The 16,446-nt window shown below is 66.9% G+C and carries 18 protein-coding genes; 7 read left to right on the plus strand and 11 right to left on the minus strand.

The features are described from left to right. Nucleotides 1-4: 4 nt before the first annotated feature. Both lptG and lptF read right to left on the minus strand, forming a co-directional pair. Complete coding sequence (gene lptG / locus ASG27_RS07240) at nucleotides 5-1,111, minus strand: LPS export ABC transporter permease LptG (RefSeq protein WP_056414872.1); 1,107 nt, start codon at nucleotides 1,109-1,111, stop codon at nucleotides 5-7. After that, nucleotides 1,108-2,214: an LPS export ABC transporter permease LptF gene (lptF, locus tag ASG27_RS07245; RefSeq protein WP_056414734.1), complete on the minus strand. Its 1,107-nt coding sequence runs from the start codon at nucleotides 2,212-2,214 to the stop codon at nucleotides 1,108-1,110. Before lptF ends, lptG begins: the two co-directional genes overlap by 4 nt. Before the next feature lie 45 nt (nucleotides 2,215-2,259). Between lptF and ASG27_RS07250 the strand changes: the two genes are divergently transcribed. The 4 genes from ASG27_RS07250 (at nucleotide 2,260) to ASG27_RS07265 (ending at nucleotide 6,313) form a co-directional block, all read left to right on the plus strand. Beyond that, nucleotides 2,260-3,849, plus strand: a complete 1,590-nt coding sequence (locus ASG27_RS07250; protein ID WP_056414737.1) for a leucyl aminopeptidase — start codon at nucleotides 2,260-2,262, stop codon at nucleotides 3,847-3,849. A 19-nt stretch (nucleotides 3,850-3,868) separates the two neighbouring features. Further along, a complete protein-coding gene (locus ASG27_RS07255) occupies nucleotides 3,869-4,303 on the plus strand; it encodes a DNA polymerase III subunit chi (protein WP_056414740.1) in 435 nt (144 codons plus the stop codon). Then, nucleotides 4,303-5,055, plus strand: a complete 753-nt coding sequence (locus tag ASG27_RS27490; RefSeq protein WP_235503974.1) for a hypothetical protein — start codon at nucleotides 4,303-4,305, stop codon at nucleotides 5,053-5,055. The genes ASG27_RS07255 and ASG27_RS27490 overlap by 1 nt, the downstream gene beginning before the upstream one ends. A 130-nt stretch (nucleotides 5,056-5,185) precedes the next feature. Beyond that, nucleotides 5,186-6,313: a branched-chain amino acid ABC transporter substrate-binding protein gene (locus ASG27_RS07265; RefSeq protein ID WP_056414743.1), complete on the plus strand. Its 1,128-nt coding sequence runs from the start codon at nucleotides 5,186-5,188 to the stop codon at nucleotides 6,311-6,313. Nucleotides 6,314-6,596: 283 nt separating this feature from the next. Here ASG27_RS07265 and ASG27_RS07270 read toward each other — a convergent pair whose 3' ends face one another. From ASG27_RS07270 to lexA, 3 genes are all read right to left on the minus strand, one after another. Then, nucleotides 6,597-7,604 carry a D-2-hydroxyacid dehydrogenase family protein gene (locus ASG27_RS07270; RefSeq protein WP_056414746.1) on the minus strand — a complete coding sequence of 336 codons (1,008 nt, stop codon included), beginning with the start codon at nucleotides 7,602-7,604 and terminating at the stop codon, nucleotides 6,597-6,599. Between the two features lie 320 nt (nucleotides 7,605-7,924). Then, nucleotides 7,925-8,431, minus strand: coding sequence for a hypothetical protein (locus tag ASG27_RS07275; protein ID WP_056434589.1), 507 nt, complete (start codon nucleotides 8,429-8,431; stop codon nucleotides 7,925-7,927). 132 nt (nucleotides 8,432-8,563) lie between these two features. After that, nucleotides 8,564-9,238 (minus strand): transcriptional repressor LexA, encoded by a 675-nt coding sequence (gene lexA, locus ASG27_RS07280; RefSeq protein WP_056414752.1) that lies wholly within the window; start codon nucleotides 9,236-9,238, stop codon nucleotides 8,564-8,566. Nucleotides 9,239-9,350: 112 nt separating this feature from the next. Between lexA and ASG27_RS07285 the strand changes: the two genes are divergently transcribed. The 3 genes from ASG27_RS07285 (at nucleotide 9,351) to ASG27_RS07295 (ending at nucleotide 11,320) form a co-directional block, all read left to right on the plus strand. Then, nucleotides 9,351-10,283: an asparaginase gene (locus ASG27_RS07285; RefSeq protein WP_082486002.1), complete on the plus strand. Its 933-nt coding sequence runs from the start codon at nucleotides 9,351-9,353 to the stop codon at nucleotides 10,281-10,283. A gap of 51 nt (nucleotides 10,284-10,334) precedes the next feature. Further along, nucleotides 10,335-10,757: a hypothetical protein gene (locus tag ASG27_RS07290; RefSeq protein WP_056414758.1), complete on the plus strand. Its 423-nt coding sequence runs from the start codon at nucleotides 10,335-10,337 to the stop codon at nucleotides 10,755-10,757. 92 nt (nucleotides 10,758-10,849) lie between these two features. Beyond that, complete coding sequence (locus ASG27_RS07295; protein WP_056414761.1) at nucleotides 10,850-11,320, plus strand: DUF6152 family protein; 471 nt, start codon at nucleotides 10,850-10,852, stop codon at nucleotides 11,318-11,320. Between the two features lie 232 nt (nucleotides 11,321-11,552). Here ASG27_RS07295 and adk read toward each other — a convergent pair whose 3' ends face one another. The 6 genes from adk to ASG27_RS07325 form a co-directional block, all read right to left on the minus strand. Then, nucleotides 11,553-12,209: an adenylate kinase gene (adk, locus tag ASG27_RS07300; RefSeq protein WP_056414764.1), complete on the minus strand. Its 657-nt coding sequence runs from the start codon at nucleotides 12,207-12,209 to the stop codon at nucleotides 11,553-11,555. A gap of 321 nt (nucleotides 12,210-12,530) precedes the next feature. Beyond that, the gene (kdsB, locus tag ASG27_RS07305) at nucleotides 12,531-13,358 is read right to left on the minus strand and encodes a 3-deoxy-manno-octulosonate cytidylyltransferase (RefSeq protein WP_082486003.1); all 828 of its coding nucleotides are present in this window, start codon (nucleotides 13,356-13,358) and stop codon (nucleotides 12,531-12,533) included. Further along, nucleotides 13,355-13,537 (minus strand): Trm112 family protein, encoded by a 183-nt coding sequence (locus tag ASG27_RS07310; RefSeq protein WP_056165650.1) that lies wholly within the window; start codon nucleotides 13,535-13,537, stop codon nucleotides 13,355-13,357. Before ASG27_RS07310 ends, kdsB begins: the two co-directional genes overlap by 4 nt. A 98-nt stretch (nucleotides 13,538-13,635) precedes the next feature. Beyond that, nucleotides 13,636-14,706 carry a tetraacyldisaccharide 4'-kinase gene (lpxK, locus tag ASG27_RS07315; RefSeq protein ID WP_082486004.1) on the minus strand — a complete coding sequence of 357 codons (1,071 nt, stop codon included), beginning with the start codon at nucleotides 14,704-14,706 and terminating at the stop codon, nucleotides 13,636-13,638. 178 nt (nucleotides 14,707-14,884) lie between these two features. After that, entirely contained in the window at nucleotides 14,885-15,319 is a 435-nt protein-coding gene (locus ASG27_RS07320) for an ExbD/TolR family protein (RefSeq protein ID WP_056414765.1), read from the minus strand. 171 nt (nucleotides 15,320-15,490) lie between these two features. Continuing rightward, complete coding sequence (locus tag ASG27_RS07325; RefSeq protein WP_056414768.1) at nucleotides 15,491-16,135, minus strand: MotA/TolQ/ExbB proton channel family protein; 645 nt, start codon at nucleotides 16,133-16,135, stop codon at nucleotides 15,491-15,493. Nucleotides 16,136-16,446 lie beyond the last annotated feature (311 nt).

The raw sequence follows: 16,446 nt of genomic DNA on the forward strand, positions 1-16,446 counted from the left end.
CCAGCTAGCGCCTGAGCACCAGCCAGCCGAAGGCGGCCAGGGACAGCACGGAGTAGATCAGCCCGGGCGCGGCGGCGGTCAGCCACGGCGACCAATTCTGCAGGTTGCCTGCGTAGCCGAACACGTTGTTGAGCAGGAAGAAGCTGATGCCCGCCATCACCCCGCCGAACACATAGCCCGCAATGCCGCCCGAGCGGAAATGCAGGTAGGCAAAAGGCAGGGCCAGCACCACCATCACCAGGCACGAGAGCGGGTAGAACACCTTGCGCCAGAACTCGATCTCGTAGCGCTGGGCGGACTGTCCGTTGGCGTCCAGATGCCGGATGTACTGGAACAGGTCGATGGTGGCCATGCGGTCGGGCTTGAGCAGCGAGGCAGCGACCATGTCGGCACTGATGCGCGTGGGCCACTGCAGCGTGGGGGTGTCCAGGTGCTCGACCCGGGCCCCGTCGGTGCCGCGCTGCTCGAACTTGCTGCGCTGCACCTTTTCAAGCTCCCAGGCGCCATCGGGCCCGAACTGCCCGGAGGCGGCACGTGTTTGCGATGCCAGGCGGCCCTTGCCGTCGAATTCAAAAATGCGCACGTCCAGCATGCCGCCGTTCGGGGTGAGTGCGCGCACGTTCACCGCGAAGGAGTGGTCTTCCTGGCGCTCCTTGAGCCACGCACCGGTGGCCCCCGTGGTCAGGCGGCCCAGGTAACGCACCTTCACCAGCTGGGCCGCTCGGTCGGTCAGCGGCGCGATGTAGTCGCCCACCGCGAACGTGAACAGCACGAACACGCCGCCCAGCGTCAGCAGGGTGCGCAGCGCCCGCCACGGGCCCATGCCGCTCGTGCGCATGATGGTGAACTCCGAGCTTTGCGCCAGGCGCGCCATCACGAAGATGGTGCCGATGAGCACCGTGATGGGCAGCAGTTCGTACAGGTGGCTGGGAATGCTGAGCACCACGAACAGGAAGGCGTGCGACAGCTGGTAGCCCTCGGCACCCGTCCTGCCTACCCAGCGCAGTTCGTCCACCAGGTCAAAGAAGAAGAACAGGGCCAGGAACCCGGCGGTCACGAAGGTGACGGCCAGCAGGGCTTCGCGGTGGATGAGTCGGCGGATGGTTTTCATGGGGCGCTCCGGGGCTTCGGGCCGGCCTGCCAGAGCCGGCGGATGGTCCATTGGTTGTGGCGCGCGGCCAGCACCAGCAGCGACGCCACCAGCATGCCGCCGTGCAGCAGCACCATGAAGCTGGCCAGGCCGAGCCTGCCGGCCCCGACCCAGCTTTGCCCCAGGGTCATGAGGTTGTAGTAGACGATGAAGGCAAAGAGCGCAAACACCAGGCTGGTGCTGCGCGCGGCCCGCGGGTTGACGCTGGCCACGGCCAGGCCCAGCACCACGAAGTTCAGGGCCGCCAGCGCGAGGCCGATGCGCCAGCCCAGTTCGGCCTGGAAGGCGGGCAGGGGGTTCATCACCAGTTCATGCGTGGCGCGGGTCTTGACAGACAGTTCTTCGGCCGACCCCGAGGGCGCCGAGCCGATGCGGGTGCCGTATTCGGAGAACTCGCTCACCTTCACGCCGGGTTTGTCGCGCGTGGTCTCCAGGCGCTGGCCGTCCGTCAGCAGGGCCATGCGCTCGCCGTTCTGGGTCTCCAGCCGCGCACTGCGCGCCGATGTCACGGACTCCCGCGTGCCGTCGGTGGCAGCGATGAAGATGTTGTTGCCGGTCTGCGTGTCCGCGCTTTCCTTGTCGATGAAGAATACGCGGCTGCCGTTGGAGGATTCCTGGAATTCGCCCGGCGCGATGCGGTCGATGTCGCTGCGCTGCTCGTAGCGGGTCTTGAGTTCCTGGATCTGCGAGTTGGCCCAGGGCCAGACCAGCAGCGAAAGAACGGCGACCACCGCCATCACCGGCCAGGCAAACCGCACCAGGGGCTTGAGCAGGCTGATGAGGCCGCGGCCGCTGGCGAACCAGATGACCATCTCGCTGTCGCGGTACATGCGCGACAGCGTGCCGACCACGGCGATGAAGAGGCTCAGGCTCAGGATGGTGGGCAGCTGCCCGAGGACGGTGAAGCCCATGACCAGCATCACATCGGATGGACTGACGCTGCCCCGGGAGGCCTGGCCGAGGGTGCGGATCAGCATCATGGTCATGACCACGGTCACCAGCACCACGAGCGTCGCACCGAAGCTGCGCGCCAGCTCCTTGCGGATGGATGAATCGAATAACATTGGCTCGCAGCCTGTAGAGCACGCTGAAAAAGGAAAACATCGATTATGAACTTTGATCTCAAGACCCTTGAACTCACTGCGGCCGCGTCGGAAAAATGCGATCTGCTGATCGCGCTCATCCCCGAGGGGTTCAAGCCCGGGAAGGACGCGCTGTCCACCCTGGCTGCGCAGGCGCTCAAGAATGGAGATCTGGCCACCAAGGCGGGCAAGAGCCTGCAGCTCTACCAGGCCGCCGGCACCGCCGCCCGCCGGTTGATCCTGCTGGGCGCGGGCGACGGTGCGGCCCGTGCCGTGCGCCAGGCGCTGCTGGCCGTGGGCGGCGCCATCAAGGCGCCGCAGACCAAGCGCGTGGTCGTGTGTTTTGCCGGCAAGGCACAGGCGGGGGCCGTGAATGCCGCCGTGCAGGCGGTGGCGGAGGCCAGCTATGTCTACACCACCACCAAGTCCAAGGTGGAGGCGCGTGCGTTGAGCCGCTGTGTGGTGGGCGTGCACAGCGCGGCTGACGTGCGCGAGGCCTTTGATACTGGCGTGGCCTTGGTCTCGGGTGTCGAGTTTGCGCGCGAATGGGGCAACCGCCCCGCCAACCACGCCACGCCGACCCTGCTGGCCGATGCCGCCAAGACCCTGGCCAAGCTGCCGCGCATCCAGTGCAAGGTGCACGGCCCGGCGGAAGTCGCCCGCCTGGGCATGGGCGCCTTCCTGGCCGTGGCGCGCGGCTCGGAAGAGCCCCTGCGCTTCATCGAGCTGCGCTACAGCGGTGCGGCCAAGGACAAGGCACCGGTGGTGCTGGTGGGCAAGGGCATCACCTTCGACACCGGTGGCATCTCCATCAAGCCCGCGGCCGAGATGGACGAAATGAAGTTCGACATGTGCGGCGCCGCCAGCGTGCTGGGCGTGTTCCGCGCGCTGGGCGAGCTGCAGCCCGACATCAATGTGGTCGGCCTGATTCCGGCCTGCGAGAACATGCCCGACGGCCGCGCGGTCAAGCCCGGCGACGTGGTCACCAGCATGAGCGGCCAGACCATCGAAATCCTGAACACCGATGCCGAAGGCCGCCTGGTGCTGTGCGATGCACTGACCTATGCCGCGCGCCTGAAGCCCGCCGCCGTGGTGGACATCGCCACCTTGACGGGTGCCTGCGTGATCGCCCTGGGCGGTGTGCGCAGCGGGCTGTTTGCCAACAACGATGCGCTGGCCACAGCGCTGCAGGACGCGGGTGACACCGCGCAGGACCTGTGCTGGCGCATGCCGCTCGACGACGACTACGCCGACGGGCTCAAGAGCAATTTTGCGGACATGGGCAATGTGGCGGGCCGCGCGGGCGGATCCATCACCGCAGCCAAGTTTTTGCAAAAGTATGTGGGCGACCTGCCCTGGGCACACCTGGACATTGCCGGCACCGCCTGGAAGGGCGGGGCGGCCAAGGGCTCCACCGGCCGTCCCGTGGGACTGCTGGTGCAGTACCTGCTGAACGAAGCCGGCGCGACCGCCGGCAAGGCGGCCAAGGTGACCAAGGTGACCAAGGTGACCAAGGCTGCCAGGCCCGAATCGGCCGCTGCAGCCGCTGGTGCGCCGCGCGCCGCCACCGCCAAGCCCGCGTCGACCCGGCGCACGGCCAAGGCCGGCGGCGCCTGAGTCCTGCAGGGCACAGCGCATGACCGAAGTCGCCTTTCACTTCAATGCCCCCGACAAGCTGGCGTACGCATGCCGGTTTGCGCGCAAGGTACAGCGCAGCGGCGCGCGCCTGGTGATCTCGGCGCCCGCCGACACCCTGGTGGCGCTCGACCGCATGCTCTGGGCGCTGGCACCGCAGGACTTTGTGGCGCACTGCCGTGACGACGCCGACGAAGAACTGGTGCACGCATCGCCCGTGCTGCTGGCCGCTGACGCACGCACCGCTGCGCACCACGAGGTGCTGCTGAATCTGCATGCCGAAGTGCCCGAAGGCTTCGGCCGGTTCGACCGCCTGGTCGAGGTGGTGAGTGCGCAGGATGAGTCGGACCGCATGCAGGCACGGGCGCGCTGGAAGCACTATGCATCGCGCGGCTACGCCATCACCCGCCACGACCTCGTGCTGAAAGCCGGCTGATGGCACAGCAACCCCCTCGCACGCCGCCCCGCTTTGTTCCCACGCTCACCGAAGTGGTGCAAACGCCGGATGCCGTGCCTGCACACGGGGCGCCCGGTGCGCCCCTTGCGCCTGCTTCGCCGGTTGCAGCCGGGCGCACCACGGTGGTCTCGTCGCCCTTGCCGCCGGTGGTGCGGCCCGCCGCAGCGGGGGTTGCTGCGCCTGCGGTGCAGGTGTCTGCCGTGCGACCGCCGTTGCCCAGCGCGCAACCGCCCGCGGTGATGACCCAGCGGCCTGCACCGGCACCGGCACCCGTGCCGGCATCGATCCCCGCTCCAGCAGCGGCCTCCGGGTCTGCAGGGGTGTCAGCGTCAGCGACCGCGTCTGCGCCAGTGGCATCAGCCAATGCGAACACCGCGGCAAGCCCGCTGGCAGCGGCTGCCAGCGCGGGTGTACTCACCCGGCGGCTGCCCGCGGTCGATGCGCCCGCGCCGCCGCCTGCCAGTGCGCCCCGCGCCATGGTGGCGCCACCCGCTGCGGCCCGCGCGCTGCCCGATGGCTTCGAGGAATACATGGTGCACCGCGTGATGCAGCGTGTCGACGTTGTGCTGGATCAACGTCTGCGCGAAGCGATCGCCACAGTGGTGCAAGAGCAGACAAGATCGGTGCTGCCGCGGCTGCGCGAAGAGATCGAATCGGTGGTCCGCCACGCGGTGTACGAGGCCGTGGCCGATGAGTTGGCGAGTGGCGCGCCTGTGGCGCCCAAGGGTTAACAGGGTATTCCCCTGTGGTTTCCCCCACATTTAATCGTGTTCCCTAATGATCTGGCCCGTAAATTGCGATATGTTCCCCTGCGTTGAGACACAAGAACATTCTCAGCGTTTATCTTTACTGGAGATTGATATGCAATTGAAGTTGAAACTGACCGTGGTTGCTGCTATCGCGGCTGCTGCTGGTGTGGCCTCTGCACAAGAGCAGGTGGTCAAGATCGGCCACGTGGCTCCGGTTTCCGGCGCCCAAGCCCACTACGGCAAGGACAACGAAAATGGCGCCCGCATGGCCATTGAAGAGCTGAACACTCAAGGCATCACCATCGGTGGCAAGAAGATCAAGTTCGAGCTGCAGGCCGAAGACGATGCTGCCGACCCCAAGCAAGGCACCGCTGCCGCACAAAAGCTGTGCGACTCCAAGGTCGCAGGCGTTGTGGGCCACCTCAACTCCGGTACCACCATCCCCGCTTCCAAGGTCTACAACGACTGCGGTATCCCGCACGTGACCGGTGCTGCCACCAACCCCAACCTGACCAAGCCTGGCTACAAGACCACGTTCCGCATCATCGCCAACGACAACGCCCTGGGCGCTGGCCTGGCGTTCTACGCTGTGGACACCCTGAAGCTCAAGACCGTCGCCATCATCGATGACCGTACCGCTTACGGCCAAGGCGTGGCAGACGTGTTCAAGAAGACCGCAGCCGCCAAGGGCATGAAGGTGGTGGACGAGCAGTTCACGACCGACAAGGCCACCGACTTCATGGCGATCCTGACCGCCATCAAGGCCAAGAACCCTGACGCCATCTTCTTCGGCGGCATGGACCCACAAGCCGGCCCCATGCTGCGTCAGCTGGAACAGTTGGGCATGGGCAACGTGAAGTACTTCGGTGGTGACGGCGTCTGCACGTCGGAAATCGCCAAGCTGGCTGCCGGTGCCAAGACCCTGGCCAACGTGATCTGCGCTGAAGGCGGCTCTTCGCTGGCCAAGATGCCTGGCGGTACCGCCTGGAAGGCCAAGTACGATGCCAAGTTCCCCAACCAGTTCCAGGTGTACAGCCCCTACACCTACGACGCCACGTACCTGATCGTGGACGCCATGAAGCGTGCCAACTCGGTCGACCCCAAGGTCTACACCCCCGAGCTGCTCAAGTCCAACTTTAAGGGCGTGACCTCCACGATCGCCTTCGAACCCAATGGCGAAATGAAGAACCCCGCCATCACCTTGTACAACTACAAGGACGGCAAGAAGACGCCTCTGTAATTCAGAGCGGCTTCCCTTCTCTGTCTGGTGCAGCATTCAGTGCTGCACCGGCAGGCGCAAAAAAGGCTTCCTTCATGGAAGCCTTTTTTTATGGGTGGTGTGTCCGTGTGCGGCACTGATCGATGCCCGATGCCTGGCGGCGCAATGCAGGCCCGGTGATGATCCCGGTATGCGGGCTTGCACCGCGACCGGTCAAGGCTGGAGATTCAGTGTGGGGCCGGTCAGAGGCCGCCTGGGTGCGACCCTGGTCACCCGTCTACCGAACAGGGCGCGCACCAAAGCCTCAGCGGCGCACCTGCAGCGATCCGGGATTCACGATATTGGTGGGCGTGCCCTTGATGAAATTCACCACGTTGTCGAACGCAGCGCCGAAGTACAGCTCGTAGCTGTCCTGCTCCACATAACCGATGTGCGGCGTGCAGATGCAGTTCTCGAGCCGCAGCAGGGCATGGCCTTGCAATATGGGCTCGCTTTCGAAAACGTCGACCGCTGCCATGCCAGGGCGGCCGCGGTTGAGTGCGGCAATCAGGGCATCAGGCTCGATCAGCTCCGCGCGGGAGGTGTTGACCAGCAGGGCCGTGGGCTTCATGCAGGACAGGTCTTCCAGCGACACGATGCCGCGTGTCTCATCGTTCAGGCGCAGGTGCAGCGAGATCACATCGCACTGCGCGAAGAATTCTTCGCGCGTGGTGGCTGCCTGGTAGCCGTCCGTCAGGGCCTGCGCACGCGACGCTTCGCGGCCCCAGATGCGGACGTTCATGCCGAAAGCGCGCCCATAGCCCGCCACCAGCTGGCCGATGCGGCCGTAGCCCCAGACACCGAGCGTCTTGCCGCGCAGCACATTGCCCAGCCCGAAGTTGGGTGGCATGGAGGCCGCTTTGAGGCCCGACTGCTGCCAGGCACCGTGCTTGAGGTTGGAGATGTACTGCGGCAGCCTGCGCATGGCGGCCATCACCAGCGACCATGTCAGTTCTGCAGGAGCCACCGGCGAGCCGATGCCCTCTGCCACGGCGATGCCGCGTTCTGTGCAGGCGGCCACGTCCACGTGGCTGCCGACCTTGCCGGTCTGCGCAATCAGCTTGAGCCGGGGGAGCTTTTCCACCAACTGCCGCGTGATCTGCGTGCGCTCGCGGACCAGGACGATGATGTCTGCATCCTTGAGTCTGACGGAAAGTTGACCCAGCCCCTTGACGGTGTTGGTGTAGACCTTGGCTGTGTATGCGTCGAGCCGAGAGGCGCAATGGAGCTTGCGCACTGCATCCTGGTAGTCGTCGAGAATCACGATGTTCATCCCGACATTGTGCCTTGGCACGCAGCGCCGCACTGCACTGGCAGGTCTTCGGGCGGCCCAAAACGCCAGCTTTTGGTGACGGATTGTCGCGGCGGCTGCCGCAGCCGCACGGAGTGGATGGGCTGCGCAAGTCTGGCGAGTGCAGCAGAGCCGACCGCGGCCACGAAGCAGGTGTTGTCAGCGTTTTTTGGTGCCAGTGCTCACAGCACGCCGCGTCGCGACGGCACTGTTTGCAGCACCCTGTGCGGGTTGCAAGCCCAAGGCCGGTGCGGCACCGGAGCGCCGGCCGCCAGCCGCCGGCCTGGGCAGCGATGATCTTTCTACGCTTGGAGCGCCTCGCACGCAGCCATGCGGTCGAGTTCTGCACACACGTCGGCCATGCGGCCTGCGATCACCAGGCGGCCGCTGGCGTGGGATACCTTGCGCACGGCCGGCACGGGCCGTGGGGGCAGCGCGCTGGATGCGATGGACGCCATGAATGCATCACGGCTGCTGCCGCAGGGTACAGACAGAAACGACCGGTTGGCCGCCACGGAGGTGCGGGCGGCGGAGGCCTTGGGCTCGGGTGGAGTCGGCTGGACGGTGAAGGGCCAGTTGCCCCGCAAAGGGCGCAGGCGGGGCGACCCAGCGCTGCGCTGATCGCCGGCAGGCCCGCCATGGCCCGGCGTGCCATGCTCGCCCGGCGGGTTGGCGCTGGCAGGTGGTGATGAAGCCGGGGCGCCAGCGCGTGGGGCTTCGTCCAGGCGGACGAGGTTGTGCAGCCAGCGCGACAGATTCTGCAGCGAATGGGGCAGGGCGGCGGACAGGGTGGACAAGGCAATTCCCATGTGAAAACTCCGAAAGTCGGGGGTTGGACATAGGCAGGATTGCAATGACAACCGGCACCGCAGGGCTGGCGTACCGACGTTGTGCCGGTACGCCAAACGCCCGCCACCTGCGGCGCGGCCAGGCAGGGCGCTCTACATGAGCATGGTGTTGCGGATCAAGCCGACGGCCAGGCCTTCGATTTCAAAGGGCTCGCCAGGCTGGACCACGATGACGGGGTAGTCGGGGTTCTCGGGCAGCAGCTCGATGGCGGTGGCCGTGCGGCGCAGGCGCTTGACGGTGACGTCCTCGCCCAGGCGGGCCACGATGATCTGGCCGTTGCGAGCCTCACGGGTGGACTGCACGGCCAGCAGGTCGCCGTCCATGATGCCGGCGTCGCGCATGGACATGCCGCGCACCTTGAGCAGGTAGTCGGGCTTGTGCTGGAACAGGCTGTTTTCCACGCTGTAGGTCTGGTCGACATGTTCTTGCGCGAGAATCGGCGAGCCCGCCGCCACGCGGCCGATGAGCGGAAGCACCAGCTGAGACAGGCCCGGGATGGGCAGGCTGAACTGGCTGCCGCGTGCTGCATTGATGGAGCGCACCGTGTCGCTGCGCAGACGGATTCCGCGGGATGTGCCGCTGACCAGCTCGATCACGCCTTTGCGGGCCAGCGCTTGCAGGTGCTCTTCGGCGGCGTTGGCCGACTTGAAGCCCAGCTCGGCCGCGATTTCTGCGCGGGTGGGGGGCGCGCCGGTACGGGCGATGGCGGTCTGGATGAGGTCCAGGATCTGCTGCTGGCGGGCGGTCAGTTTCGGGTTGTCGAGCATGGTGGTTTCCGGTGGAGACGCTGCAGTGGCGAACAACTGTTTTTTAATCCAGTAACTGTATTTTTCACCAGTTTTTCGGAGTACGCAAGTGAGTGGGCAAAAAATTGTGGTTTTGGGCACAGGTGGAACCATCGCGGGCACCTCGGCCCAGGCCGGCGACAACATCGGCTACACGGCCGCCCAGGTGGGCGTGGAGCAGCTGCTGGCCGCCGTGCCGGGGCTGACCCTGGCAGCCGGCGGCGCCACCCTGCAGGCCGAGCAGGTGGCCCAGCTCGACAGCAAGGACATGGACATGTCGGTGTGGCAGGCGCTGGCCGTGCGCTGCGCGCAGCTGTTGCAGGACCCCGCCGTGCAGGGCGTGGTCATCACCCACGGTACCGACACGCTGGAGGAAACCGCGTGGTTTCTGAGCCTGGTTCTGGATGCGCGGTCCAAGCCTGTGGTGCTGACGTGCGCCATGCGCCCTGCCAGCGCACTCACCCCCGATGGCCCGCAGAACCTGCTGGACGCGGTGGCCGTGGCCACCACGCAGGGCGCGCAGGGTGTGGTGTCGGTGGCGGCGGGTGAGGTGCATGGCGCGCGCCATGTGCAGAAGGTGCATCCGTACCGCGTCCATGCATTCAGCTCCGGCGACGCCGGGCCGCTGGGGTGGGTGGAGGAGGGCCGGGTCCGCCTGGTGCAGGATTGGCCTCTGGCGCACGCTGAGAAAGCGCCATTAGCTATTGAAAAGATAGCGAATGCCGCCGTGTGGCCGCGGGTCGAGATCCTCCTGAACCATGCAGGTGCAAGCGGCGCCATCGTGGACGCGCTGGTGCGTGATGGCGTGCAGGGCCTGGTGGTGGCCTGTACCGGAAACGGCACGATCCACCATGCGCTCGAGGCCGCGCTGCTCAAGGCGCAGGATGTGGGCGTGCGCGTGGTGCGCTCCACCCGCTGTCCCGAAGGCCGGGTGCTGCCCAAGCCGGGCGATGCCCTGCCGGATTCGCGGGGGCTTTCGCCCGTCAAGGCGCGCATCTCGCTGATGCTGGACCTGCTCTCGCATTGACGCGCGGCCGAGCAGTCCACAACACACTACAAGCCCCCAGGCGCCGCGGCCATGCTCTTTGCCTCCCTCAAGGCCCACGCCTGGGCCTACCCGGCGCTGGAGGTGGTCCACATCGTCGGCATTGCACTGCTGCTGGGCAATCTGGTGCTGCTGGAGCTGCGGGTGTTCGGCCGCGGCGCCGCATTGCCGGTCAAGGACCTGGCCCGGCTGAGCCTGTCGGTGGCCTTGTGCGGCTTCCTGCTGGCTGCGGCCTCGGGCCTGCTGATGTTCGCCACCCAGCCCGCCGAACTGCTCAGCAGCCGCGCATTCACCTTGAAGATGCTGTTGTTAATGCTTGCGGGTTGCAACGCGGCGTGGTTCCATGGCCGGGGTTCGCTGGCACGCCTGGACGGCGTGGCCAAGGTGCAGATGCTGGTCTCCACCGTCATCTGGCTGGCCGTGGTGGTGTGTGGCCGCTGGATCGCCTACCTGTAGCGCATGCCGCGCCGCGATGGCTGGGCAGTCTGGCTGCTGCAGCGTGCGCACCCCCGTTGTGTTCCCTGATTGATCTTCGAAGGAGAGCCCTGATGACCCTGCAACGACGCCATCTCCTGGTGGCAGCCTCCGCCTTGCCGCTGGCCGCGCATGCGCACCATGGCTGGAGCAGCTTCGACGCGGACCGCCCGATCTATCTGGAAGGCACGGTGAAGTCCGTGCGCTGGCAGAACCCGCACGCGGAGCTGCAGTTGGAGATTCCGGCCGGGCTGAAGCTGCCCGCCGACCTGGCGCAGCGGGCGGTGCCCGCGCAGACCGCGCCGGTGGACGGCAAGGCCTTGCTGGCCAAGGCGGTGCTGCCCACGCGCAAGGACCGCCAGTGGGAGGTGGAACTGGCACCCCTGACGCGCATGCAGGCTTGGCAGGTGCCGCAGATCCAAGCCGGTGCAGCCGTGTCGGTGGTGGGCTTTACCCTGCGGGACGAGAAGGGCGACGCCGTCTTGCGGGCCGAGTATCTGTTCGTGGATGGCAAGGCGTACGGCTTGCGCTCGGGGCCCGCATAAAGTCTGGAGCGCGTTCCAGCCAGCCTGCGGGCCTTGATGCCCCAGCCGGCAAGTCCGCAGCGGCGCAGGTAACTGTGCTGACAGGTGGGCCTGACGAGGCTGTGCACAAGCGCTTTTACTACCCCCCAAGAAAAACGGCGCCTTGGTGTCAAGGCGCCGTTGGGCTGCGGTCAGTGCCGGCGCTACTCGGTCGTGCAGACCGTGCGCGCCGCGTTGCCAGTCGCTGTGGTGGTCAGCTGGCCAGGGCCTGCAGCGCGCGGGTGGTGATTTCGTCCACGCTGCCCGTGCCGCTGATGGCGCGGTACTTGGGGGCGGCAGCGGGTTCGGCCTTGGCCCAGTTGCTGTAGTAGTCCACCAACGGGCGGGTCTGGTCGCTGTACACCTGCAGGCGCTTCTTGACGGTCTCTTCCTTGTCGTCTTCGCGCTGGATCAGTTCTTCGCCCGTCACGTCGTCCTTGCCTTCCACCTTGGGAGGGTTGAACTTGACGTGGTAGGTGCGGCCGCTGGCCGGGTGCGAGCGGCGGCCGCTCATGCGTTCGATGATGGCGTCGAAGGGAACATCGATCTCCAGCACGTAGTCGAGCTTGACGCCCGCCGCCTTCATTGCGTCGGCCTGCGGGATGGTGCGGGGGAAGCCGTCGAACAGGAAGCCCTGCGCGCAGTCGGGCTGGGTGATGCGTTCCTTCACGAGACCGATGATGATGTCGTCGCTGACCAGGGCACCAGAATCCATCACCGCCTTGGCCTGCAGGCCCAGAGGCGTGCCAGCCTTCACGGCGGCGCGCAGCATGTCGCCGGTCGAGATTTGCGGGATGCCGTACTTCTGGCAGATGAACGTGGCTTGCGTGCCCTTTCCGGCGCCAGGCGCGCCCAACAGAATCAGTCTCATGGAAGTCCTCGAAGTTTAGAAATCGGGTGGCGCCGCTGGCCGGGGCGCGCCAAGGCCACCGCGTGAAGTCAGCGGTGGCCAGAGTACTCCCGGGGTGCGATGCTCTCTCTCGTTACAGTCGAGGATAGCATGTGACAACCTTGCCCTGACTTACACGGCGCACCGTTTATGGGCGTGTTTTCCTGGGGGCCCGCATCCCTGCCAGCTCAGGGCCCGGGCGGCTCTGCACCGTGGTCTGCCAGGGTGGGGTGGATACGGCGCACGCGTTCGGTGGGCACCACCCCGGCGAGTCGCACGCGCGTCAGCGCAGCGAGCCGGGGGTCAGCGGAAAAGCGCGCGCACGCGCTCCAGGTCCTGCGGCGTGTCCACGCCGGGGCCTGGTGCTTCCCCGGCCAGATAGACGGCAATGCGGTGGCCGTGCCACAGGGAACGCAGTTGCTCCAGGGCCTCCACCGCCTCGGTCGGCGCGGGTGCGAGGGTGGGAAACTGCCGCAGGAAACCCGCACGGTAGCTGTAGATGCCCACATGGCGCAGCGGCGCAAAACCCGCCAGTGCGGCGACGCCGGGTGTTGCCGCTTGCGCGGCGCCGTCCTGCCACCAGGCCGTGCCTGCATGGTCGCGTGCCCACGGGATGGGCGCGCGGCTGAAGTAGTGCGCCAGGCCTCGGGCATCGAGCACCACCTTGACCACATTGGGGTTGGAGTAGTCGGCCAACGTGGCCAGTGCATGGGCTGCGGTGCCCATGCTGGCTTCGGGCCGCGCGGGCAGCAGGGCGGCCACTGCGTCGATGAGGGCCGGGTCCATCAGGGGTTCGTCGCCCTGCACGTTGACGACGATGTCATCCCCGTCCAGCCCCAGCTGGGTGCAGGCTTCTGCCAGGCGGTCGCTGCCGCTCGCGTGGTCGGCCCGGGTGAGGATGGCCTCGACACCGTGCTGGGCACAGGCCTGGAGGATGCGCGGATCGTCTGCGGCCACCACCACGCGGCTCGCGGCGCTGTGTGCGGCGCGCTGCGCCACCCGCACCACCATCGGCAGGCCGCCGATGTCTGCCAAGGGCTTGTCGGGCAGGCGGCTCGACGCCATGCGCGCCGGGATCAGCACCGTGAAGGCCTCGTCACCTCCAGGCAGCGTGGCGGGCAGCGCGCTCACCGCTCCAGTTCCTCGTCGGTCAGCGTGCGGGCCTCGTTTTCGAGCAGCACCGGGATGCCGTCGCGCACCGGGTAGGCCAGGCGTGCGCTGCGCGAGACGAGTTCCTGCGCCTCGCGGTCGTACGTCAGCGGGCCCTTGGTGACGGGGCAGACCAGCAGTTCAAGCAGTTTGGGGTCCATGGTGTGGCTCTCGGGAAAAGGGCGTTCGTCGGGCAGGCAGGCGGGGATGATAGCGGTGGGGCAGCGCCGTGATCAGGGTATTGCATCAAGGCTGCGGCTCAGACCGGCAGGCGTGCATCCAGTGCACTGAAGAATTCCCGATCGATGTGCAGTTGCAGCGGCACCGCCAGCGCGTCGGGGTGGCGCGGCCAGAGTTTGACGGCGTCTTTTTCAGTGCAAATGAGCAGGTACCGCTTGTCCTGTAAGCGCTGCCAGCTATCAAAATCATAGTGATCGGGCAGTGCCTCGGCATGCGCCAGCGCCAGCCCTTGCGCTTGCAGCATGGCAAAGAAGTCGCCCGGGCGCGCCACCGCGGCGACCGCGTGCAGGGGCTGGCCCCGCAGGTCCGGCAAAGGCACCCGGCTGCCATCGGCGCGCAGCGCGTAGTCGGCCAGGCGGCGGTCCAGGCGAAAGCCGGGCGCGTCGCTGCGGGGAGGCGCATGGCCGGCGTACAGCACCATGTCCACCGCCCGGGGCCACGGCTCGCGCAAAGGGCCCGCGGGCAGCAGGAAGCCGTTGCCGATGCCCTGGTCGTTGAAGATGCAGATCTCCACATCGCGGCGCAGCGCCAGGTGCTGCAGGCCGTCATCGCAGATGATCACCTGGGTCTCGGGGTAAGCCGCCAGCAGGGCGTGCGCCGCCTCAGTGCGTTGCCGCGCCACGAAGATCGGCACGGGGGCGTGGGCGTTGGCCGCCAGATGGCGCGCGATGAGCGCAGGCTCGTCGCCGACGTCGGCGGCCAGGCTGTCGCCACGCACCTCGCGGCAATCGGTGGTGCGCCGGCCATAGCCGCGCGAGATGATCCCTGTGCGCAACCCCCGCGACTGCAGGTGCCGGGCCAGATCGATCACCACGGGGGTCTTGCCGGCACCGCCAGCAATCACGTTGCCCACCACGATCACGGGCCGGCCCGGATGGCTGGAGGCGAGCACCCCGGCCTTGTACAGCCAGCGCCGCAGCGACACCAAGGCCAGGTACACCATCGACACGGGCCACAGCGCCCAGGCCACGGGGCCGCGTGACTGCCAGGCTTTCTGCAGGCCTTGCGCGGCAGGAACGGGCTGTGCGCGGGGTGATGAGGAAGTGAGAGAAGAGGGGGCGGGCGCTGGTTGCCCGGGCGGCCGGCTCATGGTGTGCTGTCGGCCGCGTTGCGGCGGGGCAAGGCCTGGGCCCTGGCGTTCCGGCTTGTGGCGCCTAGGGTTGCATGGGGGGCGCTGCGGTGCACTGGGTGGGGGGCCTTCAGCCCATGGCGCTCAGGCGAGCCCGCAGCCAGATCGAGAACCGTTGGCACCCAGCCCGCCATGCGGGTCAGCGGCTGGCCGCGCGCCCCGCTGCGGAGGACTGCGTGGCAAACGTGATCTGCGTCAGCCCGACGCGGCGGGCCGCTTCCATCACGGACACCACGGACTGGTGCGGCGCCATCGCGTCCGCACTGATGATCACGACGCTGCCCTGGCCGGCGGTGGCCGCGGTGCGCAGGGCTTGCGCAATGGCGTCCACGCTCTTGCCTTCGACGCCGGTCTTGTTGACGGCATAGCGCCCGTCCGACGCCACGGACACGATGACTTCCTTGGGGTGGTCGCGCTGCTGCTCGGCGTCGGCCACCGGCAGCGTGAGCTGCAGCTCGGTGAACTTGCTGTAGGTGGTGGTCAGCATCAGGAAGATGAGAACCACCAGCAGCACGTCGATGAACGGGATCAGGTTGATCTCGGGCTCTTCCTTGGTGCGGGGGCGAAAGTTCATGTCAACGATCCAATCTGCTGCACGCCGTGACAGCGGGCTTTGGAAACCGGCGCGGCCCTTGCGAGCGGCCGCCGTTCAATGGCCGCCCCGCTGCACCGGCGGCATCCATTGGCCCCTGGTGCTCAGCGCTGAACAACGGGGGAATGGAACGATGGCGTCTCAAGGGGGAGTTCACTTCTTGCGCAGGCGCAGGATGTGGCGCACGAACTGCTCGGAGGCCAGCTCCAGCGTGAGCAGATAAGCATCGACGCGGGCGCGGAAGTAGCGCCAGAAGATCAGTGCCGGGATGGCCACGATCAGGCCGAACGCCGTGTTGTACAGCGCAATCGAGATGCCGTGCGCCAACTGGGCAGGGTTGCCGCCGCCCATCGCCTGGCCGACACCGCCTCCACCAGACTGCGAGCCGAAGATCTCGATCATGCCGATCACCGTGCCCAGCAGGCCGAGCAAAGGCGCGGCAGAGGCGATGGTGGCCAGGGCTGCCAGGTACTTTTCCAGCCGGTGCGCCACGGCGCGGCCCGTGCCTTCCATGGCGGCGCGCAGGTCGGTTTCGCTGCACTGGGGGTTGCTGTTGATGGTGCGCAGGCCGCTGGCCAGCACCTCGCCCAGCGCGGAGTTCTGCGCCAGCTGGTTCACCACGTCGGGCGTGGGAATGGCCTTGGAGGACACCGTGATCGCTTCATCCAGCAGCTTGGGCGGGGCGACGCGGGCGGTTTTCAGGGCCAGGAAACGTTCGAAAATCAGCGCCAGTCCCAGGACGGAACACGCAATCAGGGGCCAGATCGGCCAGCCTGCGGCTTGTATGATGGACAGCAAATCTCTCTCCGCGCAGATGAAGCAATCGGCGATTATGGCCCAGCTTCCCGCCCCCTCCGGCGCCAGTTTGCGTCACAAACAGTTACCTTGCTGCCCGCCCACCACGGCCTGCCGCTCACCCACAAAAACTGTGGATAACTTTGTGGGAAACCCGTCCCCGGCAGCCCGCAAAGTGGCGTCGCTGCGTGATTGCAACAGATTGATGAAAAATTGTGCAGTGAAAAATCCTTATAAATCAACAGCTTGCACGTGCAACCGTGCTATGCGGCCATTTTGCGCAGGCTTGGCCGGCGTTACGGTCGCTCCCTCCG

The organism is Acidovorax sp. Leaf191, from assembly GCF_001424425.1.
GTDB lineage: Bacteria > Pseudomonadota > Gammaproteobacteria > Burkholderiales > Burkholderiaceae_C > Acidovorax.

Excerpts from the sequence above, each read along its gene's own strand:
- lptG (WP_056414872.1), bottom strand. The coding sequence starts at position 1,111 with ATGAAAACCATCCGCCGACTCATCCACCGCGAAGCCCTGCTGGCCGTC.
- lptF (WP_056414734.1), bottom strand. The coding sequence starts at position 2,214 with ATGTTATTCGATTCATCCATCCGCAAGGAGCTGGCGCGCAGCTTCGGT.
- ASG27_RS07250 (WP_056414737.1), top strand. The coding sequence starts at position 2,260 with ATGAACTTTGATCTCAAGACCCTTGAACTCACTGCGGCCGCGTCGGAA.
- ASG27_RS07255 (WP_056414740.1), top strand. The coding sequence starts at position 3,869 with ATGACCGAAGTCGCCTTTCACTTCAATGCCCCCGACAAGCTGGCGTAC.
- ASG27_RS27490 (WP_235503974.1), top strand. The coding sequence starts at position 4,303 with ATGGCACAGCAACCCCCTCGCACGCCGCCCCGCTTTGTTCCCACGCTC.
- ASG27_RS07265 (WP_056414743.1), top strand. The coding sequence starts at position 5,186 with ATGCAATTGAAGTTGAAACTGACCGTGGTTGCTGCTATCGCGGCTGCT.
- ASG27_RS07270 (WP_056414746.1), bottom strand. The coding sequence starts at position 7,604 with ATGAACATCGTGATTCTCGACGACTACCAGGATGCAGTGCGCAAGCTC.
- ASG27_RS07275 (WP_056434589.1), bottom strand. The coding sequence starts at position 8,431 with ATGGGAATTGCCTTGTCCACCCTGTCCGCCGCCCTGCCCCATTCGCTG.
- lexA (WP_056414752.1), bottom strand. The coding sequence starts at position 9,238 with ATGCTCGACAACCCGAAACTGACCGCCCGCCAGCAGCAGATCCTGGAC.
- ASG27_RS07290 (WP_056414758.1), top strand. The coding sequence starts at position 10,335 with ATGCTCTTTGCCTCCCTCAAGGCCCACGCCTGGGCCTACCCGGCGCTG.
- ASG27_RS07295 (WP_056414761.1), top strand. The coding sequence starts at position 10,850 with ATGACCCTGCAACGACGCCATCTCCTGGTGGCAGCCTCCGCCTTGCCG.
- adk (WP_056414764.1), bottom strand. The coding sequence starts at position 12,209 with ATGAGACTGATTCTGTTGGGCGCGCCTGGCGCCGGAAAGGGCACGCAA.
- ASG27_RS07310 (WP_056165650.1), bottom strand. The coding sequence starts at position 13,537 with ATGGACCCCAAACTGCTTGAACTGCTGGTCTGCCCCGTCACCAAGGGC.
- lpxK (WP_082486004.1), bottom strand. The coding sequence starts at position 14,706 with ATGAGCCGGCCGCCCGGGCAACCAGCGCCCGCCCCCTCTTCTCTCACT.
- ASG27_RS07320 (WP_056414765.1), bottom strand. The coding sequence starts at position 15,319 with ATGAACTTTCGCCCCCGCACCAAGGAAGAGCCCGAGATCAACCTGATC.